The sequence below is a fragment of the Pseudomonas sp. EL_65y_Pfl1_R83 genome (genome assembly GCF_963970695.1).
Classification (GTDB): domain Bacteria; phylum Pseudomonadota; class Gammaproteobacteria; order Pseudomonadales; family Pseudomonadaceae; genus Aquipseudomonas; species Aquipseudomonas tritici.
Genome location: NZ_CAXAQI010000017.1, coordinates 75865 through 100736 on the forward strand (window position 1 = coordinate 75865; position 24872 = coordinate 100736).

Below are 24872 nucleotides of genomic sequence, written 5' to 3' on the forward strand. Positions count from 1 at the left end.
GTGCGCTGAATTTTTCCTACGGTAAACACATGACTTTCGCCACACTTGGCCTGATCGAACCCTTGCTGCGCGCCCTTGAGACGCTTGGCTACCAGACCCCGACGCCGGTGCAGGCGCAAGCCATTCCGGCGGTGCTGGCCGGTCGCGACCTGATGGCCGCGGCCCAGACCGGCACCGGCAAGACCGCCGGTTTCGCCGTGCCGCTGCTGCAGCTGCTGACCATGGAGGGGCCGAAAGTCGCTGCCAACTCGGCGCGTGCGCTGATCCTGTGCCCAACCCGCGAGCTCGCCGAACAGGTTCACGCCAGCGTTGCCGAGTACGCGCAAAACCTGCCGCTGACCACTTACGCCGTGTACGGCGGCGTGAGCATCAACCCGCAGATGATGAAGCTGCGCAAAGGCGTCGACATCCTGGTCGCCACGCCTGGCCGCTTGATCGACCTGTTCCGCCAGAACGCGCTGAAACTCAACCAGCTGCAAACCCTGGTACTGGACGAAGCCGACCGCATGCTCGACCTGGGCTTCTCCGAAGAGCTTGCCAACATTTATCGCATGCTGCCGAAAAAGCGCCAGACCCTGCTGTTCTCCGCCACCTTTTCCGATGAGATCCGCCAGCTCGCCGGGCAGATGCTCAACGACCCGCTGACCATCGAAGTCAGCCCGCGCAACGTCGCCGCCAACACTGTGAAGCAATGGGTGGTGCCGGTGGACAAGAAGCGTAAGGCAGAGCTGTTTGTGCACCTGATGCGCAAAGGCCGTTGGAAGCAGGTGCTGGTGTTCGCCAAGACCCGTAACGGCGTGGATGCGCTGGTGGATAAGTTGCAAGGCCTGGGTATCAATGCCGATGGTATCCATGGCGACAAGCCGCAAGCCACTCGCCAACGTGCGCTGGACCGTTTTAAATCGAGTGATGTGCAGATCCTGGTGGCTACCGATGTGGCGGCCCGTGGCCTGGACATCGAAGACCTGCCGCTGGTGGTCAACTTTGATCTGCCAATCGTGGCTGAGGACTACATCCACCGCATCGGCCGCACCGGTCGCGCGGGCAATACCGGTGAAGCGATTTCCCTGGTGTGCGCCGATGAAGTGAACATGCTGTCGGCCATTGAGATGCTGACGCGTCAGACGCTGAGCCGGCATATGGAGCAGGATTTCGAACCGGAGCACCGCGTGCCGGACACCGATGCCAGCGGGCAAGTGGTGAAGAAGCCGAAAAAACCGAAGAAGCCTAAAACGTCGGGTGGTGGCGGTAAGCGCAACCTGGGCAAGTGGGTGGACAGCGGGGATGCAGCGCCGGTGGAGCCTTCGATCAAGCCGGTGCGCAAGGTGCCTGTGTTTAATACTGGGCCGCGTAAGAAGAAATAGAGCCGCTATGAGCTGCGAGCCAAAAGCTGCAAGTGGGCACGACGCTGCTCTTGCTTGCAGCTCTAGGCTTGCAGCTTGCAACTGCCTTTAAGCCATTCCAACATCCCACGCCCAGCCGCCCATCCGCTGGCAAAGCATCCCGTCAGTAGGTAGCCCCCCGTCGGCGCTTCCCAATCCAGCATCTCCCCCGCACAAAACACCCCCGGCAATTGCTTGAGCATCAAGCGCTCATCCAACGCCTCAAACGGCAAGCCGCCCGCAGTGCTGATCGCCTCATCCATCGGTCGCGTCTTCACCAGCGTCAACGGCAACGCCTTGATATCCACCGCCAATTGCGCCGGATCGTTGAAGTGCTCTGCCGGTGCCAACTCACGCAACAGCGCCGCTTTCACCCCATCCAACCCCAACTGACTGTGCAAGTGCTTGCTCATCGAGCGCGAGCCACGTGGCTTGGCCAAGGCAGCCAGGACCTTATCCAGCGGCTTGCTCGGCAACAGGTCGATGTGCACCGTGGCCGAACCGTCGCGGTTGATCGCTTCGCGAATCGGCGCCGACAGTGCGTAGATCAAACTGCCCTCAATACCGGTGGCAGTGACCACACATTCCCCTAACCGAGGCTTGTCATCCCCCAAGCCGATGGCGACGTTTTTCAACGGCGCACCGGCGAATTTACTGACCATCAATTCGCTCCAGGCCGACACCTCGAAGCCACAATTGCTGGGTTGCAATGGGATGTAGGGCACGCCTTTGTCTTCCAGCAGCTTGAGCCAGGCACCGTCAGAACCCAGGCGCGACCAGCTGCCGCCGCCGAGGGCCAGCAACACTGCCTCGCTGTGGACAGTTTTTTCGCCATCCGGGCTGTGGATAAGTAAATCACCCTGGGCATTCCAGCCGGTCCAGCGATGGCGAGTGTGGATAACCACGCCTTGATCGCGCAGGCGCTTGAGCCACGCACGCAGCAGGGGGGCAGCTTTCATGTCGGTAGGAAATACGCGGCCAGAGGTGCCGACAAAGGTTTCGATGCCCAAGCCATGAATCCATTCGCACAACGCTTCGGCACCAAACCCACGCAACAAGGGCGCCATATGCGGCGCGCGCTCGGCGTAACGTGACAGGAACGCCGGGTACGCCTCGGAATGGGTGATGTTCATGCCGCCCACCCCCGCCAGCAGGAACTTGCGCCCCACCGAGGGCATCCCGTCGTACAGGTCCACGCGCACGCCTGCCTGGCTCAAGACTTCAGCAGCCATCAGCCCGGTGGGGCCGCCGCCGATAATGGCAACGTGAAGAGCAGGGGTCTGAGGCATGGGCTGGGCTACGGTCGCTGAATAGGACGAGCATTCTACCCGAGGACGGCGCAACTGCCTGATCAAAAAATGTACAACTTCCTACAGGCCAGACTGCTTCTGGCTTTCAGGTGCTTACGCTCAAGTTATCCACAGGTGGTTCCACAGGCATTGTGGGTAACGCCCACGGTTCAATGACAACCTGATGACGTCCAGACCCGTTGCGCACTGTGGTGCAGGATGCCGTGGCGGCGGGCGAGGGCCGGGCGGTCCTTGCTGTAGCCGCCGCCGATCACGCCCATCACCGGGATGTCGCGCCCCAGGCAGTGGCGCATGACGCTTTCGTCGCGGGCGGCGACGCCTTCGTCTGTCAGCTTGAGGTAACCGAGGGCGTCGTCTTTATGCACATCGACGCCGGCGTCGTACAGCACCAGGTCGGGCTGGTAGAGCGGCAGCAGGTAGTTGAGCGCGTCGTCCACCACCTTGAGGTAATCGGCATCGCCCATGCCCATCGGCAGTGGGATGTCCCAGTCGCTCTGGGCCTTGCGCGCCGGGAAGTTCTTTTCGCAGTGCAGCGACACAGTGATGGCGTCCGGCGTGTCGTGGAGAATGCGCGCGGTGCCATCACCCTGATGCACGTCGCAGTCGAAGATCAGTACGCGGTTGACGCGGCAGCTCGCCAGCAGGTAGTGGCTGATCACCGCCAGGTCATTGAAGATGCAAAAGCCGGCCGGATAATCGTAATGGGCGTGATGGGTGCCGCCGGCCAGGTGGCAGGCCAGGCCATGGTCCAGCGCCTGTTCCGCCGCGAGAATGGAGCCGCCGACTGCACGCACAGTGCGTCGCGCCAGCGCTTCGCTCCAAGGCAGACCGAGGCGCCGTTGGTCTTCGCGGGACAACTCGCCGCTCATATAGCGCTCGATATACCCAGCGTCGTGGGCCAGGGCCAGAATCTGCGGTGGGCACAGTTGTGGGCGCAGCAGTTGGCTGTCCTCGGTCAGTCCCGTTGACACCAAGTGGTCGCGCAACAGGCGGAATTTGTCCATGGGGAAGCGATGCTCCGCCGGGAACTCGGGGCTGTAGTCATCGTGGTAGATCAACGGCAAAGGCATAGGATTTTCTGACGGGAACCTGCGACGGATCTTACCAGCGCTGTACACTCACGCACATGGCAAGGGAGGGGACCCATGGAGCCGATACTCGAATTGGAAAGCGCACGGCTGGTGCTGCGCCAATGGCGCGACAGCGACCTGCTGGCGTTTGCGCGCATGTGCGCCGACCCGCAGGTGATGCGCTATTTCCCGGCCAAGCTGAGCCATCTGGAAAGCGCTGCGTTGATCGGCCGGGTTCGTGGTCATTTCGCCGAATACGGCTTTGGCCTGTGGGCATTGCAGCGCAAGGACACCGGTGACTTCATCGGCCTTACCGGGTTGCTGAATGTCAGCTTCGAAGCGGATTTTACCCCAGCGGTGGAAATCGGCTGGCGCCTGGCTCACGAACACTGGGGCCTGGGTTACGCCAGCGAGGCGGCGTGGACCGCGCTGCGCTGCGGTTTCGACCGCTTGCAACTGGACGAAATCGTCGCCTTCACCACGGAATCCAATCTGCCGTCACAAAAAGTCATGCAGGCCATCGGTATGCATTACGATCCCCAGGCAGATTTTGAACACCCCAAGGTCGCAGCCGATGACCCGCTGCGCCATCATGTTTTGTATCGCATCACCCGCGCCCAATGGTTGGACACGCTGCACGGATAAGCAGCCCGGAATGCCCTCTCGATTGTTGTAGGAGTTGCTCTATGAGCCAAGTATTGGAAGATCTGGTGGACTTGCTGACCCTGGAGCCGATCGAGGAAAACCTCTTTCGCGGCCGCAGCCAGGACCTGGGTTTTCGCCAACTGTTCGGCGGCCAGGTGCTCGGCCAATCGCTGTCGGCCGCCAGCCAGACTGTAGAAGAAGCGCGGCACGTGCATTCCCTGCATGGTTACTTCCTGCGTCCTGGTGATGCGGCGTTGCCGGTGGTGTATTCAGTGGACCGCGTACGCGACGGCGGCAGTTTCAGCACACGTCGTGTGACGGCGATCCAGAAGGGCCACCCGATCTTTACCTGCAGTGCCTCGTTCCAGTACGACGAACAAGGCTTCGACCATCAGACCACCATGCCCGTGGTGGTCGGACCGGAAAACTTGCCGTCCGAGCTTGAGCTGACCAAACAGCGTGCGCACTTGATACCCGAACATATGCGCGAAAAGTTGCTGTGCCCCAAGCCGATCGAAGTGCGCCCGGTCACCGAAAAAGACCCGTTCAACCCGCAGCCATCCGACCCGGTCAAGTACGTGTGGTTTCGTGCCGACGGCGCTTTGGCCGACGCGCCGGCGCTGCATAAGTACCTGCTGGCCTACGCCTCTGACTTCGGCCTGTTGACCACCTCGTTGCTGCCCCATGGCAAGACCGTGTGGCAGAAAGATATGCAGGTCGCCAGCCTCGACCATGCGCTGTGGTTTCACGCTGACCTGCGTGCCGATGACTGGTTGCTGTACGCCATGGACAGCCCGTGGGCCGGCAATTCCCGTGGGTTCTCCCGGGGCAGTGTGTACAACCGCGCCGGGCAACTGGTGGCCTCGGTGACCCAGGAAGGCTTGATTCGCCATCGCAAGGACTGGGCATGAGCCTGACGGACGTTAAGCACTGGGTGTTCGACATGGATGGCACGCTGACGGTGGCCGTGCATGACTTTGCGGCCATTCGCGTGGCCCTGGAAATCCCGCCCGAGGACGATATTCTCACCCATCTGGCGGCGTTGCCCGCGGATGAGGCGGCGGCCAAGCATGCCTGGCTGCTGGAGCATGAGCGCGAGTTGGCGCTGGGTTCGGTCGCCGCAGAAGGCGCGGTTGAGTTGGTGCGCGAGCTGGCCGGGCGTGGTTATCGCCTGGGCATCCTGACCCGCAATGCGCGGGAATTGGCCCACGTTACGCTGGAGGCGATTGGCCTGGCGGACTGTTTTGCCCTCGAGGATGTGCTGGGGCGTGATGATGCGCCACCGAAGCCGGCCCCGGGTGGTTTGCTGAAACTGGCAGCCGCTTGGGATGTCGCGCCGAGCGAGATGGTGATGGTCGGCGATTACCGCTTCGACCTGGATTGTGGCCGAGCGGCAGGTGCGCGGACGGTGTTGGTTAACCTGCCCGAGAACCCGTGGCCGGAGTTGGCGGATTGGCATGCCGAGGATTGCGTGGCGCTGCGTCGGATGATCTAAACCGGACACCGAAAATCAAATGTGGGGGCGAGCAAGCCCCCACATGTTGATCCGGTTTTGTCTGTTAATTTGTGAACAGTACCTTCTGCCCCTCCGGCGACGTAAACATCCCATCCCCGTTATGCCCCACTCCAGGCACTTCCACCCACCTGTGGCCCAACTGCGGATGCCGCTGCTGGAGGTAGTCAAAATAGTTTTGCCCGCGAATCAGGCGATACGCGCCCTGGGTTTCGGCCTCACAGCTTTTATCCAGTGCCGGGTGGTTTGGGTCGATGTCCTGCTGGCCCAGTAGGTAGGTAACGTTGCGTGACACATAAACCCGCTCAAGCTGTTCGGCACTCTGGCCCTTGGCGTAGGCCGGCAGGTGTTGCATGCCATATTTCCAGTCGTTGAAGCCTGGGCAGTTGGCCGCGTCGAACTTCAGCGGGCGCTGCGGGCTGAAGTAGGCGTAGGAAGACGGATTGGCCACCACATAGCGCACGCGAATGCCTTCGGTCAGGAGGGTAGGGTGTTCGTGCCCGGTGACGGCGAAACGCTGGACCACTTGACCGCCGCCTGAGTGGCCAGCCACCACAATTTCTTTGAGGGCCGGGAACAGCGTGCGATTGCCCAGGTGCTTGATGATCTGTTCGAGGGCGCCGTAGGAGCTGATCTGACCTGGGCCGCTCGAGGGCTCGCCGGCCATCCAGTCATTGCCCTTCCAGCGCAGTACCTGGTTGTCCAGGTGGTTGCGCTTCACGTCGAACTCATTCAGAAACTGCGGCGCTATCACCAGCGTCTTGGCAGCTTGGCCTGCGTGCTCGGCGGCGTCTTCACCGCTTTGCAGGTAAGTTTGCGCATTACGCAGGCGACCATGCACGATGATCAATGCACGGGTGACTTGGGGCAGGGGCTGGCGCCAGTCCTGGCTTACGCCGAGGCTGAGGTCACCGGCATCCAGGTGAAAACGATCGGGACTCACGACTTTGACGCCATGTTCGGCGGCCAAGGTGGTAGAGCAGGTCAGCATCAAACCCAGCAGCAATCCCAATCGTTTATTCATCTAGAGACTCTTGGCCGTAAACGTATCGCATTGATTGATTTGGCCCTGGGCGAAGCCAGTCTTGAACCAGCGTACCCGCTGTGCCGAGGTGCCGTGTGTAAACGAGTCCGGTACGACACGGCCCTGACCCTGTTGCTGCAAGCGGTCGTCGCCAATCGCGTTGGCCGCATTCAGCGCTTCTTCAATGTCGCCGGGCTCCAGCCAGTTCAAGCGCTTTTGCGCACGGTTGGCCCACACCCCGGCGAAGCAGTCGGCTTGCAGTTCCTGACGGACCAGCAGACCTCCATCGCCCTCCATTTGCCGACCCTGTTGGCGCGCGGCCTGGATTTTCGACGAGATGCCGAGCAACGTCTGCACGTGGTGCCCGACTTCGTGGGCGATCACATACGCCTGGGCAAAGTCGCCGGCGGCCTGGAAGCGTTGCGACATTTCCCGGAAAAACCCCAGGTCCAGGTACACCTGCTGGTCAGCCGGGCAATAAAACGGGCCGCTGGCCGAGGTGGCGCCACCGCAGGCCGAATTCACCCGGCCACGGAACAGGATCAGTTTCGGATTCTTGTAGGCCAACCCGTTTTCCTGGAACACCTGGCCCCAAGTGTCTTCGGTATCGCCCAGTACGGCCCGCACAAAATCGGCTTGCTCATCGTTGGCCGGCGGCGCCTGGCGCGGCTGTGTACTCACCGACGGTGCCTGTTCCATCTGGCCGGTCAACTGGCCGAGGATCTGCATCGGGTCCTGGCCGGTCAGCCAGCCGATGCCGACGATCAGCACAATCGCCGTCAGGCTCAGGCCTTTGCCGCCACCAAAGCGCATGCCGCCGCCACCGCCGCCGTCACTGCGTGCATCCACCACGTTGTCGCTGCGTCGGCCTTTTTTCCATAGCATGTGGGCAATCCTCTGGGTGATGACAGTGTTTGATTATGGTCGTTATTAGCGGCAATAGCCTTCGCCGGTATCGACAATCAGGCAGTCCTTTTTATCCGCCAGCCATTTCAGCCCGGTGGCGGCACCGTCGCCAGCCCGCAATAGCTGTGGACCGTCGGGGCGGGTGAAGGCGATGCCGTCTTCGGTGGCTTCACCCTTGAAGGTGCCTGAGTCGTCGGCGTCGAGGCCGTATTGCATGGTGAGGATGTAATGACCACGGCCAATGCTGTCGTCCTTGGCGATGGTCAGGTTGAGGCCTTCGACGCCGATCCACTTGCCGACCCATTTGTCGGTGGGCGGGGTCTCTGGCACCAGGGTGGCCTGCACCGAAGCCGGGGCAGGTTTGGGGGCTTCCTTGGCTTCTTGATTGCAAGCGGTGAGCAGGGCAAGGGCAGACAGAACAAAGAGGGTTTTTTTCATAGCGGCAGGGCCTTGGTTAAAAAGTGTGCAACACGGCAGTCAACGTGCAGCGTTGGACTCGAATCCCGTGATTTAGTGCGCTGTTCGCACGGTGTTTGGTTATGCTCTTGGGGCAGACTCCGGCCCGGCTGCTAGATTACCGGGTTGAGCGCTATTTCATTCAGTGCACAGTGTTCAGCCCGCCACGCAAGAGAACTCAATGACCGTCAGTACTCCTCTATCCGGCGTCAACCACCCTTTCAAAGGCATCCTGCTGATTGTGCTGGCGACGTTTCTGTTTTCCAGCCATGACGCCTTGTCCAAATACCTGGCGGGGTTCTACCCCGTCGTGATGGTGGTGTGGGCGCGTTACCTGGTGCATACCTTGTTGATGGCCGGCATCTTCCTGCCGCAATCAGGCCTGCGCGTATTGCGCAGCAAGCGACCGGGGATGCAGGTGGTGCGGGCGCTGTGCCTGTTGGGCACGAGCCTGTTTTTTACTGCGGCGCTACATTACATCCCGCTGGCGGAAGCCACGGCGGTGAACTTCCTCGCGCCGATCCTGGTGACGGCGCTCTCGGTGCCGCTGCTCGGCGAGCACGTGACGCGCGGCCAGTGGCTGGCGGTCATCTGCGGGTTTGTCGGCGTGCTGATCATCATCCACCCCGGCGGCGAGCTGTTTACCCCGGCCGTATTGTTGCCGCTGTGTTCGGCGATGTTCTTCTGCTTCTACCAACTGCTGACGCGCATCCTGAGTAAAGTCGACACCCCCACCACCAGCAACTTCTTTGCCGGCCTGTGCAATACCTTGGTGATGAGTGCGATGGTGCCGTTCTTCTGGCAGGTCCCGACGCTGTGGCATGGCGTGTTGATGCTGGCCCTGGGCACATGCGGGATGACCGCGCACTTGATGCTGACCCAGGCGTTCCGCTTCGCGGCGCCGGCCTTGTTGGCGCCGTTCGGCTATTGCCAGATCGTATTCGCGGGGTTGTTGGGCTGGCTGGTGTTCAACCATACCCCCGACTTGACCACGGTGGTCGGCATCGGGGTGATCTGCATGAGCGGGCTGGCCGCTGCCTGGCAGCAGCGGCGCAGATAGCTCAGGGGGAAGCTCAGACGTCTACGGTAGGAATTCTGCGCGGCGCCATGAAGTACATCCAGGTCAGCGCAATGAAGTACATCGCCGGGATCAGCGTGAACAACACGGTGTAGTTATTGTTGGTCACGGTAAGGATGTGGCCGACGATCTGAGTCATGAACATACCGCCGATGGCCGCGCACATGCCGCCGAAACCAAACACCGTGCTCATCATGTGCTTGGGCGTGTAGTCCATCACCAGGCTCCAGATGTTGGCGGTCCAGGCCTGATGCGCACCAATCGCCAGGGAGATGGCAAACACGGCGACCCACAGCTGGCTGGAGCCGGCAGCCATGATCACGCTGACGATGCAGCAGGCAAACAGCAGCATCGACAGCAGCCGCGCCTTGATCGAGTTCATGCCACGGCCGATCAGGAATGACGACAGAATCCCGCCTCCCACGCTGCCGAAGTCGGCGGTCAGGTAAATGATGATCAGCGGGATGCCCATCTGCGTGACGTTGATGCCCAGGTTGTATTGCTGATTCAGGAACGGCGGCAGCCAGTACAGGTAGAACCAGAACACTGGCGCGGTCAGCGCGTAGGCGATGGCGAAGGCCCAGGTGCCGCGCATGCGCAGGATACGGCTGAAGGGTACGCCGGGTTGTTCCGGTTCGATTTCCCGTTGCACGTAGTCCAGTTCGGATTGTTTAACCGTCGGATGGTCTTCCGGGTTGTAGTACTTCAAACCCCAGAACACCAGCCAGATCGCGCCAAGTGACGCCATGCACAGGAACGCCGCCTGCCAGCCCCACACCTGCAGGATCAACGGCAACAGCATCGGCGTCATCATCGCGCCCACGTTGGTGCCGGCGTTGAAGATACCGGTCGCCACCGCACGCTCACCGGCCGGGAACCACAGGCGCGTGGTTTTGACGCACGCCGGGTAGTTGGCGGCTTCGGTGAGCCCGAGGATGAAGCGACACACCATAAAGCCTAGCGCCGAAGTGGCCAGGCCGTGGGCGCCCGTCGCCAGGCTCCACAGCAATACCGCGCAGAAGAACACGCGTTTCACGCCCACTCGGTCGATCAGTCGGCCCTGCAGCACAAAGCCGATGGCGTAGCCGACCTGGAACCAGAAGTTAATGTTGGCGTAGTCCATCGCCGTCCAACTCATCTCTTTGGCGAGGATCGGCTGCATGACGCCTAACGCGGCGCGGTCGATGTAGTTCAGGGTGGTGGCGAAAAACACCAGGGCCAGCATGCCCCAGCGCGTTTTACCCACGGCCAGGGCGCCGCGGATCTTGTCGCCGATGCCGGCGTGCGGGGTGCCCGGGCGCGCGGCCAGGGCGGAGTTTTGCAGAGGCATGAGGTCGTACCCGTTTTTTGAAATTTTTATGGTGTGTTCTGGGTCTGTTGCGTCATTGATGGTGCGCAGTGGCTAAAAAATCGTCAATTCGCCAAACCGGCATAGTGTTCGATAATCGCACTAAAAACTAACCGGTTCGTACATTTTAATTGCTGCGTGTAGGCTGGGGGCGAATAATTTACTGCAAACAACAATTTCCGGGAGTCGCCCATGCAACGTTCCATCGCCACTGTTTCCTTGAGCGGCACCCTGCCGGAAAAGCTCGAAGCCATTGCCGCCGCCGGGTTTGATGGGGTCGAAATCTTCGAGAACGACTTGTTGTACTACGACGGCAGCCCCCGTGAAGTCAGGCAGATGTGCGCCGACCTCGGTATTGCCATCACCTTGTTCCAGCCGTTTCGTGACTTTGAAGGCTGCCGCCGCGACAGGCTGGCGCGCAACCTGGAACGCGCCGAGCGTAAGTTCGACTTGATGCAAGAGCTGGGCACCGACCTGGTGCTAGTCTGCAGCAATGCGTCGGCCGACTGTGTAGGTGACGAGCGCATTTTGCTCGATGACCTGAGCCTGTTGGCCGAACACGCCGGTCGCCGTGGCCTGCGCATCGGCTATGAAGCCCTGGCCTGGGGCCGGCATGTGAACACTTGGCAACAGGTGTGGAACCTGGTGCGTCAGGTTGATCACCCAAACTTGGGCGTACTGCTCGACAGCTTTCACACCCTGTCCCTCAAAGGCGACCCGAGTGCCATTGCCGAGATCCCCGGCGACAAGATCTTTTTTGTACAAATGGCCGACGCGCCGATCCTGGCCATGGACGTCCTGGAGTGGAGCCGACATTTCCGCTGCTTCCCCGGCCAGGGCGAATTCGACCTGGCGGGGTTCCTCGCGCCGATCATCAAGAGTGGCTACACCGGGCCATTGTCCCTGGAAATCTTCAACGACGGCTTCCGCGCCGCGCCCACCCGCGCGAATGCGGCGGATGGCCTGCGCTCCTTGCTGTACCTGGAGGAGAAAACCCGCGAACGCCTGAAGCAGGAAGCAACGGTGCAACCGGTCGAGATCCTGTTTGATACCCCGGCGGCCAGCGAATATGACGGTATCGAGTTCCTCGAATTCGCTGTCGATGAAAGCCTTGGCGCCAAGCTCACCCATTGGCTCGAGCGCCTGGGCTTTGTCAAGGCCGGGCAGCATCGCTCCAAGAGCGTGAGCCTGCTGCGCCAGGGTGATATCAATCTGATCCTCAACTGCGAACCCTATTCTTTCGCCCACAATTTTTTCGAGGCCCACGGGCCGTCGTTGTGCGCCACCGCGATCCGGGTCAAGGACAGCGCCAAGGCGCTGGAGCGCGCGGTGGCCTACAAGGGCCAGCCGTATCGTGGCCTGGTCGGGCCCAACGAGCTGGAATTGGCGGCCGTGCGCGCACCGGATGGCAGCCTGATTTACTTGGTGGACCCCAGCGAAGGCACGCTGTACGACACCGACTTCAACCTGCAAACCGCTTCGACGGCCAGCGCAGGCCTGTTGCGTATTGACCATATGGCGATGGCCCTGCCGGCCGACAGCCTCGACAGTTGGGTGCTGTTCTACAAGAGCCTGCTGGATTTCGAGGCCGATGATGAAGTGGTGCTGCCCGATCCTTACGGCCTGGTGAAAAGCCGTGCACTGCGCAGCCGTTGCAGCTCGATTCGCCTTCCGCTGAACATCTCCGAGAACCGCAATACCGCCATTTCCCATGCCCTGTCGAGCTATCGCGGCTCGGGCGTGCACCACATTGCCTTCGATTGCGCAGATATTTTCGCCGAAGTGAGCCGCGCCAAGGAGGCGGGGGTGCCGCTGCTGGATATCCCGCTCAACTATTACGATGACCTGGCGGCACGTTTCGATTTTGACGAGGCGTTCCTCAGCGAGCTGGCGTACTACAACGTGCTGTACGACCGCGACGCCCAGGGCGGTGAGTTGTTTCATGTGTACACCGAGCCGTTCGAAGGGCGGTTTTTCTTCGAGATCATCCAGCGCAAGAATGGCTATGCCGGCTACGGTGCGGCCAATGTGGCGGTGCGCTTGGCGGCAATGGCCAAATCGCGCAGCGGTGCGGTTCGCCAGGCGCGTTTATAACGGCGGGTCCGGTGCTTTCTTTCAGGCCGCATCGCGGCCCATAATCACGGCCTGCACAACACTGGCCGTGAGCGCACCATGACCTCCGAGGCACCCCGCAAGAGTCGTAAGAACAACCCGGAAAAGACCCGCGAGAACATACTCCAGGAAGCCATTGTGGAGTTTGTCCAGCAGGGCCTTTCCGGCGCTCGCGTGGATGCGATCGCCGAGCGCATCCACACCTCCAAGCGCATGATCTATTACTACTTCGGCAGCAAGGAGCAGTTGTACGTCGAGGTGCTGGAGAAGCTCTACGGCGACATCCGCACTACCGAAACCCAGATGAACCTCACCGCGCTGGAACCGCGCGAAGCGATCCGTCGGCTGGTGGAATTCACCTTTGATCACCACGACCAGAACGTGGATTTCGTGCGCATTGTCAGCATCGAAAATATCCACAATGCCGAGTACGTGAAGCGCTCGGATGCGATCAAGGCGATGAACAGCAACATTCTCGAAGCGCTGGGCACGACGTTGCGTCGCGGGGCCGAGATGGGGGTGTTTCGCGAGGGGCTGGAGCCGCTGGACGTGCACTTGCTGATCAACTCGTTCAGCTTTTACCGTGTGTCCAACCGCCATACGTTCAGTGAGATCTTTCAAATTGAGTTGTCGGATGAAGCGATTAAACAGCGGCACCGGGACATGATTTGTGACTCGGTGATGCGCTATTTGCAGGTTTGAGTCCATGCGAGGCTCGAGGCTGAAATGCAAGCCCCACATTTGGATTCGGTTCCTACAGTGAAACGTTCATGCTCTGGAAGTGCGCCAACATCCGGTCTGCATCCGGCACTTCCCCACTGAACAACTCAAACGCCTTCACCGCCTGAAACACCGCCATGTTGCCGCCATCCAGCGTGCGGCAGCCCAAGGCGCGGGCGTCGCGCAGCAGCTCGGTCTCGAGTGGGAAATACACGATTTCCGCGACCCATAACTCAGTGCGCAACAGAGCGACCGGCACCGGTGTGCCGGGCAGCTTGGCCATACCCATCGGCGTGGTATTGACCACGCCGTCGGCCTCGGCCATCGCGTTCTCCAAGTGGTTGCCGACCTGGGCCCGGCCAGCACCGAAACGTTGCGTGAGGTTATCCACAAGGTCACGGGCGCGATTGGCGTCCACGTCGAAAATGCTCAACTGCTCGACACCTTCCGCCAACAGCGCGTGGGCCACCGCTGCGCCCGCACCGCCAGCGCCCATCTGCACCACACGTTGGCGCGCCACGTCATTCAAGTTGCGCCGAAACCCTTCGGCGAACCCCAGGCAATCGGTGTTGTGGCCGATACGTTTGCCGTCCTTGAACACCACTGTATTGACCGCACCGATGCCGCGGGCCTCGTCGGACAGTTCATCGAGCAGCGCCAGGATCGCCTGTTTGCACGGATAGGTAATGTTCAGCCCGGTGAAGTGCATCAGCTCGGCGGCATGCAGCAGGTCGGGCAGGGCGTTGATGTCCAAGTGCAGGGGCTCAAGGTCGATCAAGCGATACAGGTAGCGCAGGCCTTGGGCGTCGCCTTCCCGTTCATGCAGGGCCGGCGTGCGGGAAGCCTGGATGCCGGCACCGATCAGGCCAGCGAGGATGCGCGGTTTCATCGGGCCGATCCTTTTAGCAGATGGCTGAAATGTTCCAGGGCCAGGTGGTAGCCATGGCTGCCGAACCCCGCCAGCACTGCCTTGGCGATGGGCGACACAAAGGAGTGATGGCGGAACGCTTCACGGGCATGCACGTTGGACAGGTGCACCTCAATCACCGGCACTTCACTGGCTACCAGCGCGTCGCGAATGGCTACGGAGGTGTGGGTCCAGGCCGCAGGGTTGATCACGATGCCAGCGCAACGGGCGCGGGCGCCGTGGATCCACTCGAGCAATTCGCCTTCGTGGTTGGTCTGGCGAAATTCGATTTTCAGCCCGAGCTGTTCGGCGCTGCGGCCACACAGCGCGGCGACATCGGCGAGGGTTTCATGGCCGTAAGTGGCGGGCTCGCGGGTGCCGAGCAAGTTGAGGTTGGGGCCATTGAGCACCAGCACGATGGGCGGCATTGAGGGTTTCTCCACAGTTCTTGTTAGTTGTGTGGATAAAATGTACTGGTTAGTTAATTTGGTCAATTGATGGCGGCGGATGTGTTCGATAATCGAACCGTTAATCAGACCTTTCGCACAGTTGAATCAGATTAGATATCAATTGAAAATCATTCTCGACAACGCTTAAGATGCCGCCTGTTTCCTTAACATTCCAGGGAGTCGGTTTGTCGGACGTGGATCTCAAAGGCCTGTTTCTCAAGCACGCCGATACCTTGCGCGGGTATCTGGCGCGCAAGGTACGGGACCCGCAGTTGGCCGCAGACCTGGTGCAGGAGAGCTTCCTGCGCCTGGCGGAAAAACCGGCCGGCGAGCGCATCGACAACTCCCAGGGCTATCTCTATCGGACGGCGAGCAATCTGCTGATCGACCATATTCGCCAGGAAGCGCGGCGCAAGACAGACTCCGTGCCCCATGAGGCGCTGGCCGAGATTGAAGATGAAGTGGCCGGGTTGGAGGCTCAGGCAATGGCGCAGCAACAGCGACAGGCATTGAAGCAGGCACTGGCGGAGTTGCCGGAGCGCACCCAGCAGATTTTCCGTCTCAACCGTATCGAAGGCATGACCCACGCCCAGGTCGCCCGGCACCTGGACATCTCCGACAGCTCCGTGCAAAAGCACTTGGCCAAGGCCTTGGCCTACGTGATGCAGCGCTTGCAGGACGGCGAGGGGGTGCCATCCGACGAATGAGTTACCGAAATACGCCAGGTCAGACGTCACAGCGTTATATAACGAAAAATTCGAGATTCACACGTGAATAGCCAGGGTCCGCAACAGCACAGCATTACCGAGGCGGCCGCCGAGTGGGCGGTGCGCTTGCACGCCGGTGCCCTGACCGACCAGGAGCAGGCCGAGCTGCGGCATTGGATCGCCTGCGACAGTCGCCACGAAGCGGCACTGCGTTTTGCCGAACAGACGTGGGCGGCATTGGGCGAGGTGCATAAGGAAGAGCCGGTGCATCGCCAGCGGCCCCCAGCCGCCACGCTGCCGGTGCGCCGCTCCACGCGGCGCAGGTCATGGCAACGCGCGGCTGCCGTCGCGCTGGTTGTGGTGGCGGCGGGCGTCGGCTGGGTGCGCGGCCCGGACATGTTGCTGCGCATGCAAGCCGATTACATCACCCAGAAAGGCGAAGTGCGCACCGTGCACCTGGCCGATGGCAGCAAGGTCGAGTTGGATTCCGCCAGTGCCATCCGCCTGGACTACGACGGCGTACAGCGGCGCATCAGCCTGATCCAGGGCTCGGCGATTTTTGACGTGGCGCCGATGGTGGGCGAGGAAAACCGGCCCTTCGTGGTGCAGAGCGCCGGAGGGCAAACCCGGGCCTTGGGCACGCGGTTTGTGGTGGAACGCGAGGGCGATAGCCAGGCCTGGGTCGGCATGCTGCAGCACAGTGTCGAGGTTTCCCTGCAAGCCTCGCCGAAAAAAGGCGCGGCCGACAGGGTGCTCAAAGAAGGCCAGGCCGCACGCTACAACCCTCAGGAAGGCATCGTGCCCCTGGATCAATTCGATGTGGAGCGCGCCACCAGTTGGCGACGCGGCGTGTTGATTTTTGATCGCCAGCCCCTGGCCAACGTCATCCAGCAACTCAACCGCTACCGCCCTGGCCGCATCGTGCTGACAGACGCGCAACTGGGCGAACGCGAAGTCAGCGGCGTGTTTCGCCTCGACTTGCTCGACACCGCCCTAGCCACCCTCACCCAGGAACTGCAAGTGCAACGCTTGGACCTGGCAGGCCTCAGCCTGATCTATTGAATACCCGGTGGGAGGCCTTCTCCCACCCGCCGAACGCCTCCCTCCTTAAAAAACTTTCGAAAAGTCTTACTGACTTCCTGCGCGCCGCACGTCTTGCTAGGTGAGAAGCATTCTCACAAACAAAAACGCTCAGCGCAGGGAACAACAGAAATGTCAGCACTCAACAAGGGGCGCACCACCGGTAGCCGGTTAGCCCTGGCCATTCACTTGGGCCTGTTCGCGGTAACGGCACCCGTGTATGCCGCGCAGCCGCAGGCAGGTAACGCCGCCCAGCCCGCCGTGTTGATGTTCGATGTTCCTGCGCAACCTCTGGGCGTCGCCGTACTGGCTTTTGCCGACCAAGCCGGCCTGCAAGTGCTGTTTGATAGCCAGCGTCTGCGCGGCTTGAACAGCACCGCACTCAAGGGCCGTTTCAGCGTGCAGGAAGGGCTGGGCCGTTTGCTTGGCGCTGCGCCAGTGGAATACCGCTTCACCAGCGACCGCCAGGTCTCCCTCAGCCGCGTCAGCGACGACCATGACGGCGCCATGACGGTGGGTACCACCACCATTACTGGCAACAACACCCACGGCCAGGCCAGCGACTGGGTGTACCAGAGCCCAAAGTCTGTGGCCGTGATCAGCCGTGACATGATCGATAAACGCCCGCCCCGTCACGCCGCCGACATGCTTGAAGAAACCGCCGGGGTCTACACCGCCGTCAACCAGCGCGATCCTGGGCTGTCGGTGAATATTCGCGGCGTGCAGGACTACGGCCGCGTCAACATGAACATCGACGGCATGCGCCAGAACTTCAACGTCAACGGCCACCAGCAACGCAACGGCACCATGCTGATCGATCCGGAGTTCGTCTCCAGCATCCAGATCGACAAGGGCAGCCAGTCGGGGCAGGGCGGTGCGGCGGTGCTGGGCGGTATTGCGTCGTTCAAGACGTTGGACGCCAGCGAGTTTCTCAAGGACGGCAAAGAATACGGCGGGCGAGTTCGCGCCGGCAGCGGCATCGGTGAACTGGGCAACGGCACCGACTTCAATGGCAGTGGCGTGTTTGCCTTCGGTGATGAGCGCGGCGATGTCATGCTGGGGTACAGCGAGCGCCACTTCGGTAACTACCGTGGCGGCAAGCGCAACGCGGATAACCTGGGCACTAACATGCGGGCCAGAAAGTACGCTCCGGTAGCCTTTGACGACTGGTTGAACAGCGAAGTCGGCGACACCGGCAGCGTGACCCGCTCGCAGATCGTAAAGCTTGGCCTGAACCTGCCCAACGATCAGCGCGTGCAGTTGAGCTACCTGGAAAGCGACGCCGACAGTAACGATGCCTGGGGCTACATCGCCGATGACCTTCAGAGCACCTACTACCTGCGTACCAGCAAAAACAACCTCAACGCGAAAAACGTCGCGCTGGACTACAGCTACAGCCCGGATAACCCGCTGATAGATTTCAAGGCCAAGCTGTATATCGTCACCACCCAACTGGATCGCGCCAACGCACCCAACACGGCGTCCGTGAGTTCTGGCAACTACACCCCGGGCTACACCGACCATTTCCAGACCGACACCTGGGGCCTGCAAGGCGAAAACACATCGCGCTTTGACCTGGGCCGCGTGGGGCACTTGAGTTGGAGCTATGGCTTGGAGATGTATCAAGACAAGTTCAAGCCCAGCACCAACAAGGTCGAATCGAGCAATACGATCGCCAGCGGTTCATTGCCCTACACCCCCAGTGCAGACCCGGAAGGCAAGCGCACCATCGCCAGCCTGTTCAACACCCTCCAATACGACTATGACGATTGGCTGACCGTGGATGCCGGCCTGCGTTACGACCGTTATCGGCTGGAAGGCGTTACGGGGATGACGCTCTGGAAGCGCGACCGCTTTTACTCAAGCTCGGTAGGCGCCAAGCGCGTCGAGGACATTTTCGATATTGATCGTGAGCAGGGGCAGTTCTCTCCGACCTTTGGTATCGGCATCAAGCCCGGGCTCGACTGGCTGCAACTGTATGCCCGCTGGGGCCAAGGCTGGCGCCCGCCGGCCGTGACGGAAACCTTCATGAGCGGCCGCCCGCACGGTGGCGGTTCGGGTGAGCGAGTGTTTCCCAACCCCTACCTCAAGCCCGAAGAGTCCCGTGATTGGGAAGTGGGGATGAACGTGTTCAAGGAGTCGTTGTTTTTCAATGACGACCGACTGGGCATCAAGGTGGCGTACTTCGACACCAAGATTAAGAATTTCACCTTCCTCAATACCAGCGTGAGTTTGCCGGAAACCTCCGTGGGCGGTTTCAACGGGATCATGGCGTACACCAATAACCTCAATGACACCCGGTTCAGAGGCCTTGAGTACCAATTCAACTACGACATGGGCCGGGCTTACACCAACCTCAGCTACACCCACATGATCGGCACGAATGAGTTCTGCTCGAAGAACTATTACATGGGCGGTGCGAAGAAGAACGGGCCTTCAACCACCGTGATCGAGACGTACGTGCGCCCCAACGGCACGATTGGGCGAAGGCCTGTCACTAAATATGAAGTGCTGGATGACGACGTCGCCAACAGCAAGGAAAGCTGTGGCCGAATCATGGGCAACGCCACGTATACACCGGCGGATCGGGGTTCAGTGACGGTGGGTGCACGCTTCCTGGAGAAGCGCCTGGATACGGGCGTTCGTGTTCGCTACAGCTCCGGTAATGGGGAAAACCTGAATAACCAGGGTTACCAGTTCATCGACCAGGCCATGTGGCCCAAGTACACCGTGTATGACCTCTACGCCAGTTACTGGATGACCGATCAATTGAATATCGCGCTGGCGTTGGAAAACGCCACGGACGAGGCGTATTTCGTCGCCATGGGCGATGCCAACAACCTGAGCCTGGCGCGCGGACGCACGCTGAGCGGAATGCTCGAATACACATTCTGATCCGGTGCGCAGGCACTGGATCCACCCACGGTTTTGCCCAGGGTTGGGCAAAAAGTGCGCACCTGCGTACTGATCAATAGCGCTGTTTATAACGAGGTTTAGTGATGACTATTTCTGTTAGTTACGAGTCGTACCTGGGCACTACGTCGCTGTCCGACTACCTGACGGACTGGGCCATAGGTTTCGCCACCGCAGGTCATGGCACCGGTAACACCGGCGGTTTCAGCAACGGCACCTTCAGTGGCGATCAGTATTCGACGCATGGCGCCAACAACTCCGACTACGCGTTTATCGCCGACAGCAACACCAGCAACGGCCTGCACTATGTGTTCAACCCGGCCTTGCCGGCCAGCAGCAACCTGAACCACTACCTGTGGGGCAACCTGGATAACGTCGAACTGGGCACGGGCCTGACCGGCGGCGCAGGCAGCGATTTTGACCTGAGTGCCTACAAGGTAGCGTTCAACGGTCTCGACCTGTTTGCCGCTGAAGGCGCAGGCCGCACCGGCAACGAAGTGCAGAGCGTGATCTACGGCTTGATGCAAGGCAACACGTCGGCACTGGAAACCGTGCTCAACGACCTGCTGGACGATTTCGGCCTGTCCACCGCCAGCACCTTTGACGAAGTCAGCGCTGGGTTGGCTGCACACGCGGCCACCGCTGCCACCACCGACGTGGCGCTGGTGGGCGTGCAAGACGCTGCGCAGGACTGGGCCCTCGCGGCCTGAACCTCTGCTGCATGAAAAAAGCGAATGGAAGATCGCTCTCCCATTCGCCGCATTACACCGCTGTCGCCTAAGCCTTCTAATTCTTCGGGCGACAGCGGTGCCGAATTCTGCGCAGCGTCGTATCGCCTGTCAACGCGGCGACGCTGCGCGCCCAACCCCATGAGAGTCCCCTGATGCGCCACGCCGGCAACGAAACCCTGGCCGCCCTCGCGGCCTATAAAAGTGGCTTCTTCAACATCGGCCTGTTCTCGGCGGTGATCAACCTGCTGATGCTCGCCCCGGCGCTGTACATGCTGCAGGTGTACGACCGGGTGTTGGCCTCGGGCAATCAGATGACCCTGTTGATGCTGACGCTGATGATCCTCGGCCTGTTCGGCCTGATGGGCGCGTTGGAATGGGTGCGCAGCCAGGTGGTGATCCGCCTCGGCACGCAGATGGACATGCGCTTGAACCAGCGGGTTTACGACGCCGCGTTCGAAGCGCAACTCAAGGGTGGCACCCAGGCGGCGGGGCAGGCGCTGCATGACCTGACCACCCTGCGCCAGTTCGCCACTGGCCAGGCGTTGTTCGCGTTTTTTGATGCGCCGTGGTTTCCGGTGTACCTGTTGGTGATCTTCCTGTTTCACCCCTGGCTCGGCCTGCTGGCGCTGGTCGGGGCGGTGGTGTTGATTGTGCTGGCGTGGGTCAACCATCACGTCAGCCAGGCGCCGATGGCCCTGGCCAGCCAACTGTCCATCAGTGCCAGCCAGCAGGCCACGGCCAACCTGCGCAATGCCGACACCATCGAAGCCATGGGCATGCTTGCTACGTTGCGCGGGCGTTGGTTCGGCCAGCATCAGGCGTTCCTGGCGCAGCAGAACCTGGCCAGCGAAAAGACCGCGACCGTCACCGCCTGGTCCAAGGGCGTGCGCCTGGCGTTGCAGTCCTTGGTGCTGGGCCTGGGCGCATTGCTGGCGGTGCAGGGCGATATCACGCCGGGGATGATGATTGCCGGCTCGATTCTGATGGGCCGCGTGCTCAGCCCGATCGACCAGTTGATTGGCGTGTGGAAACAGTGGGGGTCGGCGCGCCTGGCGTTTGATCGGTTATCACAGATGCTGGCGGCCAACCCCGCACGACCGGAACGCATGAGCCTGCCGGTGCCCAAAGGCCAGCTGAGCGTGGAGCAGATTAGCGCCTGCGCGCCCGGCAGCCGTCGGCCGGCGCTGGCCAACCTGGGTTTTAACGTGGCGGCGGGCGACGTACTGGGGGTGATCGGGCCGTCGGGCTGCGGTAAATCCACCTTGGCCCGAGTACTGGTGGGCGCCTGGGCACCCTTGGCCGGCAAGGTGCGGCTGGACGGCGCCGACCTGGCTTTGTGGGACAAACAGCAGTTGGGGCCGCACATCGGTTACCTGCCGCAAGATATCCAATTGTTTGCCGGCAGCCTCGCAGAAAACATCGCGCGGTTTGCCGAGGTTGACGCGGAGAAGGTTCTGGCTGCCGCGCAAATGGCCGGCGTGCATGAGCTGATCCTGCAACTGCCCCAAGGCTACGAGACGCAACTGGGCGAGGGCGGCGCAGGCTTATCCGGTGGCCAGAAGCAACGCGTAGCACTGGCCCGTGCGCTGTACGGCCTGCCCGCACTGATCGTACTGGACGAACCCAACGCCAACCTCGACGAAGTGGGCGAGCAGGCCTTGCTCCAGGCCATCGCCCAGCTCAAGCAACAGCGCCGCACTGTGGTCCTGATCACCCATAAACCCAACGTGCTGAGCCTGACCGACCACTTGCTGATCCTCAAGGAAGGCCAGCTGCAGGCTTTCGGGCCGACGGCGCGCGTGTTGGAGGCACGGCAGAAGCCGGCAACGAGCAAGCCGGTGTCGACCATGAGCATGAGTTACCGCCTCGGTGAAGGAAAACAGGCATGAGCCAGAGCAAACCTGTGTTGATCAGCGACGCCCCAAACAACGTGCTGGCGCTGGATGACAAAAAATACTCACGCCTGGGCTGGCTGTTGGTACTCGGTGGCTTTGCCGGGTTCCTCGGTTGGGCGGCATTGGCGCCACTCGATAAAGGCGTGGCGGTGCCGGGCAAGGTCATGGTCTCGGGCCATCGCAAGACCGTGCAGCACCCAGCCGGTGGCATCGTCGAACGTATCGAGGTGCGCGACGGTGATGTGGTCAACGCGGGCCAAGTGCTGCTGCGCTTGAAGGAAACCCCGTTGCGCGGGCAGATGCAGTCCCTGCGCAGCCAGTACGTGGCGTCCCTGGCCAGCGAAGCGCGCTTGAATGCCGAAAGCGAAGGGTTGTCGGCGATCACCTTCGGCCCTGAACTGCTCAACGATCCTGAGGCGGCGAGCACCCTGAACCTGCAACGGCAACTGTTCAATAGCCGCGCCCAGGCCTTGGCAACCGAGCAACAAGGCCTGCGCGAAACCATCGCCGGGGCCGAGGCGCAGTTGCGCGGCACGCGGGATTCGCAAGCGAGCAAGGTCCAGCAACGCGCGGCGTTGAATGAGCAACTGCAAGGCCTGCGCGAGTTGGCACGTGACGGCTACATTCCGCGCAACCGCCTGCTCGACAGTGAACGCCTGTACTCACAAATCGACGGCGCCATTGCCGAGGACTACGGCCGTATCGGTCAGTTGCAACGCCAGGTCCTCGAGCTGCGCTTGCGCATTCGCCAGCTCGGCGAAGACTTCCAGAAAGACCTGCGCGGCCAGTTGGCCGAGACCCGCACCCGCAGCGACGACCTGCGCAATCGCCTGGCCTCGGCCGAGTTCGAACTGGCCAACAGCCTGGTGCGCGCCCCCGCCTCTGGTGTGGTGGTGGGGTTGGACGTGTACACCGAAGGCGGCGTGATCAAGCCCGGCCAGGCACTGATGGACATCGTGCCGCAAGGCGAACCGTTGCTGGTCGAAGCGCGAGTGCCAGTGCAGATGGTCGACAAGGTGCATCCGGGCTTGCCAGTGGAGCTGCTGTTCTCGGCGTTCAACCAGTCGACCACGCCACGGGTGGCCGGCGAGGTGACGCTGGTTTCTGCCGACCGCCAGGTCGATGAACGCACCGACGAACCGTATTACACACTGCGCGCCCAGGTTAGCGCGGCGGGTATGCAGCAGCTCGACGGTGCACGGATACGCCCGGGCATGCCGGTGGAAACCTTCGTCAAAACCGGTGAGCGCTCGATGCTCAACTACCTGTTCAAACCCCTGCTGGACCGTACCCATATGGCCCTGGTGGAAGAATGAAGGCGCTGCTGTTTACCTTGTGTTTCGGTTGTACCTCGGCGGCACATGCCTTGGGTTTACTGGATGCCTACGACTTGGCCCTACGTAATGATCCGACTTTTCAGGCCGCCATCCAGGAACGTGAAGCCGGTGAAGAGCATCGCGTGATCGGCCGTGCGGCGTTGTTGCCCAACTTGTCGTGGAGCTATAACAACTCGCGCAATGAGTCTGAAGTGACGGCGGGTGATGTCACCAGCGACCGTGACTACCGCAGCTATGCATCGACCCTGACCTTGCAGCAGCCCTTGCTGGATTACGAAGCCTACGCGCGTTTTCGCCAGGGCACCGCCCAGGCGTTGATGGCTGACGAGCGCTTTCGCGGCAAGAGCCAGGAACTGGCCGTGCGCGTGCTCAGCGCCTACAGCCAGGCGTTGCTGGCGCAGGAGCGCATTGAGTTGAGTCGGGCGCAGAAACGCGCGTTTGCCGAGCGCCTGCAACTCAATGATCGCCTGCTCAAGGGCGGTGAAGGCACACGTACGGATGTGCTGGAAACCCAGGCGCGCCTGAGCCTGGCGCAGGCCGAAGAAATTGAATCCCAGGACGCTCAAGACAGCGCCCTGCGCGAGCTGGAAGCCATCGTCGACCAACCGTTGCAGATCGAAGCGCTGGCGCCGCTGACCCGCCAATTCGAGATCCCACCCCTGGAACCCAACCGTTTCGAAACCTGGCGCGACATGGCCATGGCCAATAACCCGGAGCTTAAATCCCAGCACCACGCCCTGGACGTGGCCGCCTATGAAGTGGAGCGCAAACGCGCTGGCCACCTGCCCAAGGTCAACCTGTACGCCACCAGCCGCCAGACCAGCTCCGACTCGGAAAGCAGCTACAACCAGAAATACGACACCAACAGCGTCGGCATCCAGGTCAGCCTGCCGCTGTTTGCCGGCGGCGGGGTGTCGGCCTCCACGCGCCAGGCGGCGAACCAGCTGTCCCAGGCCCAGTATGAGCTGGACGCGCAAACCTCGGCGACGCTGGTGGAGTTGCGCAAGCAGTTCAACCTCAACACCAGCGGCGCGGCCAAAGTGCGCGCCTATGAAATGGCCGTCAGCTCCGCCACCGCCTTGGTGACCGCGACTAAAAAGAGCGTCACCGGCGGTGAACGGGTGAACCTTGATGTACTCGACGCCGAGCAACAACTCCTCACCGCCCGTCGCGATTTAGCGAATGCGCGGCATGCGTATCTGCTGGCGAGGATTCAGTTGAAGTATTACGCGGGGTTGCTGAGCGAGCAGGATTTGCGTGCGCTGGCGGAGTATTTCCAACCGTAGGCA

22 protein-coding genes are annotated in these 24872 nt (G+C 61.4%); 14 read left to right on the top strand and 8 right to left on the bottom strand.

Annotation, left to right across the window (positions count from 1 at the left end; genetic code table 11):
- Positions 1 to 29 precede the first annotated feature (29 nt).
- Positions 30 to 1364 carry a DEAD/DEAH box helicase gene (locus AACY08_RS22160; RefSeq protein ID WP_339438507.1) on the top strand — a complete coding sequence of 445 codons (1335 nt, stop codon included), beginning with the start codon at positions 30 to 32 and terminating at the stop codon, positions 1362 to 1364.
- 62 nt (positions 1365 to 1426) lie between these two features.
- Here the strand turns inward: AACY08_RS22160 and AACY08_RS22165 are convergent, their stop codons facing one another.
- Positions 1427 to 2671 (bottom strand): TIGR03862 family flavoprotein, encoded by a 1245-nt coding sequence (locus AACY08_RS22165; protein ID WP_339471402.1) that lies wholly within the window; start codon positions 2669 to 2671, stop codon positions 1427 to 1429.
- A 170-nt stretch (positions 2672 to 2841) separates the two neighbouring features.
- Positions 2842 to 3762, bottom strand: coding sequence for a histone deacetylase family protein (locus tag AACY08_RS22170; RefSeq protein ID WP_339471403.1), 921 nt, complete (start codon positions 3760 to 3762; stop codon positions 2842 to 2844).
- Between the two features lie 75 nt (positions 3763 to 3837).
- Between AACY08_RS22170 and AACY08_RS22175 the strand changes: the two genes are divergently transcribed.
- The 3 genes from AACY08_RS22175 to AACY08_RS22185 are packed head-to-tail and all read left to right on the top strand — an operon-like array spanning position 3838 to position 5902.
- Positions 3838 to 4407 carry a GNAT family N-acetyltransferase gene (locus tag AACY08_RS22175; protein ID WP_339471404.1) on the top strand — a complete coding sequence of 190 codons (570 nt, stop codon included), beginning with the start codon at positions 3838 to 3840 and terminating at the stop codon, positions 4405 to 4407.
- A 41-nt stretch (positions 4408 to 4448) separates the two neighbouring features.
- Positions 4449 to 5318: an acyl-CoA thioesterase II gene (tesB, locus tag AACY08_RS22180; RefSeq protein WP_339471405.1), complete on the top strand. Its 870-nt coding sequence runs from the start codon at positions 4449 to 4451 to the stop codon at positions 5316 to 5318.
- On the top strand, positions 5315 to 5902 hold the full coding sequence (locus tag AACY08_RS22185) for an HAD family hydrolase (protein WP_339471406.1): 588 nt from the start codon (positions 5315 to 5317) through the stop codon (positions 5900 to 5902). The genes tesB and AACY08_RS22185 overlap by 4 nt, the downstream gene beginning before the upstream one ends.
- A gap of 64 nt (positions 5903 to 5966) precedes the next feature.
- Here AACY08_RS22185 and AACY08_RS22190 read toward each other — a convergent pair whose 3' ends face one another.
- Genes AACY08_RS22190 through AACY08_RS22200 form a run of 3 tightly spaced genes read right to left on the bottom strand, consistent with a single transcriptional unit; the run spans position 5967 to position 8288 of the window.
- The gene (locus AACY08_RS22190) at positions 5967 to 6944 is read right to left on the bottom strand and encodes an alpha/beta hydrolase (protein WP_339471407.1); all 978 of its coding nucleotides are present in this window, start codon (positions 6942 to 6944) and stop codon (positions 5967 to 5969) included.
- Entirely contained in the window at positions 6945 to 7829 is an 885-nt protein-coding gene (ypfJ, locus tag AACY08_RS22195; protein WP_339471408.1) for a KPN_02809 family neutral zinc metallopeptidase, read from the bottom strand.
- A 45-nt stretch (positions 7830 to 7874) separates the two neighbouring features.
- Positions 7875 to 8288 carry a membrane lipoprotein lipid attachment site-containing protein gene (locus AACY08_RS22200; RefSeq protein WP_339436764.1) on the bottom strand — a complete coding sequence of 138 codons (414 nt, stop codon included), beginning with the start codon at positions 8286 to 8288 and terminating at the stop codon, positions 7875 to 7877.
- Between the two features lie 199 nt (positions 8289 to 8487).
- Here AACY08_RS22200 and AACY08_RS22205 point away from each other — a divergent pair, with 199 nt between their 5' ends.
- Positions 8488 to 9366: a DMT family transporter gene (locus tag AACY08_RS22205; RefSeq protein WP_339436765.1), complete on the top strand. Its 879-nt coding sequence runs from the start codon at positions 8488 to 8490 to the stop codon at positions 9364 to 9366.
- A 13-nt stretch (positions 9367 to 9379) separates the two neighbouring features.
- On the opposite strand, the gene AACY08_RS22210 is transcribed toward AACY08_RS22205, so the two are convergent.
- Positions 9380 to 10714 (bottom strand): MFS transporter, encoded by a 1335-nt coding sequence (locus AACY08_RS22210; protein ID WP_339471409.1) that lies wholly within the window; start codon positions 10712 to 10714, stop codon positions 9380 to 9382.
- 210 nt (positions 10715 to 10924) lie between these two features.
- On the opposite strand from AACY08_RS22210, the gene quiC reads away from it, so the two are divergent.
- Positions 10925 to 12826, top strand: a complete 1902-nt coding sequence (quiC, locus tag AACY08_RS22215; protein WP_339471410.1) for a 3-dehydroshikimate dehydratase QuiC — start codon at positions 10925 to 10927, stop codon at positions 12824 to 12826.
- Positions 12827 to 12904: 78 nt separating this feature from the next.
- Complete coding sequence (locus tag AACY08_RS22220) at positions 12905 to 13546, top strand: TetR/AcrR family transcriptional regulator (RefSeq protein ID WP_339416847.1); 642 nt, start codon at positions 12905 to 12907, stop codon at positions 13544 to 13546.
- Between the two features lie 52 nt (positions 13547 to 13598).
- Here the strand turns inward: AACY08_RS22220 and AACY08_RS22225 are convergent, their stop codons facing one another.
- Together AACY08_RS22225 and aroQ are read right to left on the bottom strand one after the other, a co-directional pair.
- Positions 13599 to 14453: a shikimate dehydrogenase gene (locus AACY08_RS22225; protein WP_339471411.1), complete on the bottom strand. Its 855-nt coding sequence runs from the start codon at positions 14451 to 14453 to the stop codon at positions 13599 to 13601.
- Positions 14450 to 14899: a type II 3-dehydroquinate dehydratase gene (aroQ, locus tag AACY08_RS22230; protein ID WP_065873640.1), complete on the bottom strand. Its 450-nt coding sequence runs from the start codon at positions 14897 to 14899 to the stop codon at positions 14450 to 14452. Before aroQ ends, AACY08_RS22225 begins: the two co-directional genes overlap by 4 nt.
- 206 nt (positions 14900 to 15105) lie before the next feature.
- On the opposite strand from aroQ, the gene AACY08_RS22235 reads away from it, so the two are divergent.
- The 7 genes from AACY08_RS22235 to AACY08_RS22265 all read left to right on the top strand — a co-directional run bounded on the left by AACY08_RS22235 (position 15106) and on the right by AACY08_RS22265 (position 24869).
- The gene (locus AACY08_RS22235) at positions 15106 to 15627 is read left to right on the top strand and encodes an RNA polymerase sigma factor (protein ID WP_049711425.1); all 522 of its coding nucleotides are present in this window, start codon (positions 15106 to 15108) and stop codon (positions 15625 to 15627) included.
- 63 nt (positions 15628 to 15690) lie between these two features.
- On the top strand, positions 15691 to 16689 hold the full coding sequence (locus AACY08_RS22240) for a FecR family protein (protein ID WP_339471412.1): 999 nt from the start codon (positions 15691 to 15693) through the stop codon (positions 16687 to 16689).
- Positions 16690 to 16839: 150 nt separating this feature from the next.
- A complete protein-coding gene (locus AACY08_RS22245; protein ID WP_339471413.1) occupies positions 16840 to 19602 on the top strand; it encodes a TonB-dependent receptor in 2763 nt (920 codons plus the stop codon).
- A gap of 104 nt (positions 19603 to 19706) precedes the next feature.
- A complete protein-coding gene (locus AACY08_RS22250; protein WP_065875361.1) occupies positions 19707 to 20330 on the top strand; it encodes a heme acquisition protein HasA in 624 nt (207 codons plus the stop codon).
- A gap of 173 nt (positions 20331 to 20503) precedes the next feature.
- Positions 20504 to 22240 (top strand): type I secretion system permease/ATPase, encoded by a 1737-nt coding sequence (locus tag AACY08_RS22255; protein ID WP_339471414.1) that lies wholly within the window; start codon positions 20504 to 20506, stop codon positions 22238 to 22240.
- Positions 22237 to 23562, top strand: coding sequence for an HlyD family type I secretion periplasmic adaptor subunit (locus tag AACY08_RS22260; protein ID WP_339471416.1), 1326 nt, complete (start codon positions 22237 to 22239; stop codon positions 23560 to 23562). Before AACY08_RS22255 ends, AACY08_RS22260 begins: the two co-directional genes overlap by 4 nt.
- A complete protein-coding gene (locus AACY08_RS22265; protein ID WP_339471417.1) occupies positions 23559 to 24869 on the top strand; it encodes a TolC family outer membrane protein in 1311 nt (436 codons plus the stop codon). The genes AACY08_RS22260 and AACY08_RS22265 overlap by 4 nt, the downstream gene beginning before the upstream one ends.
- The last annotated feature ends 3 nt before the right edge of the window (positions 24870 to 24872 follow it).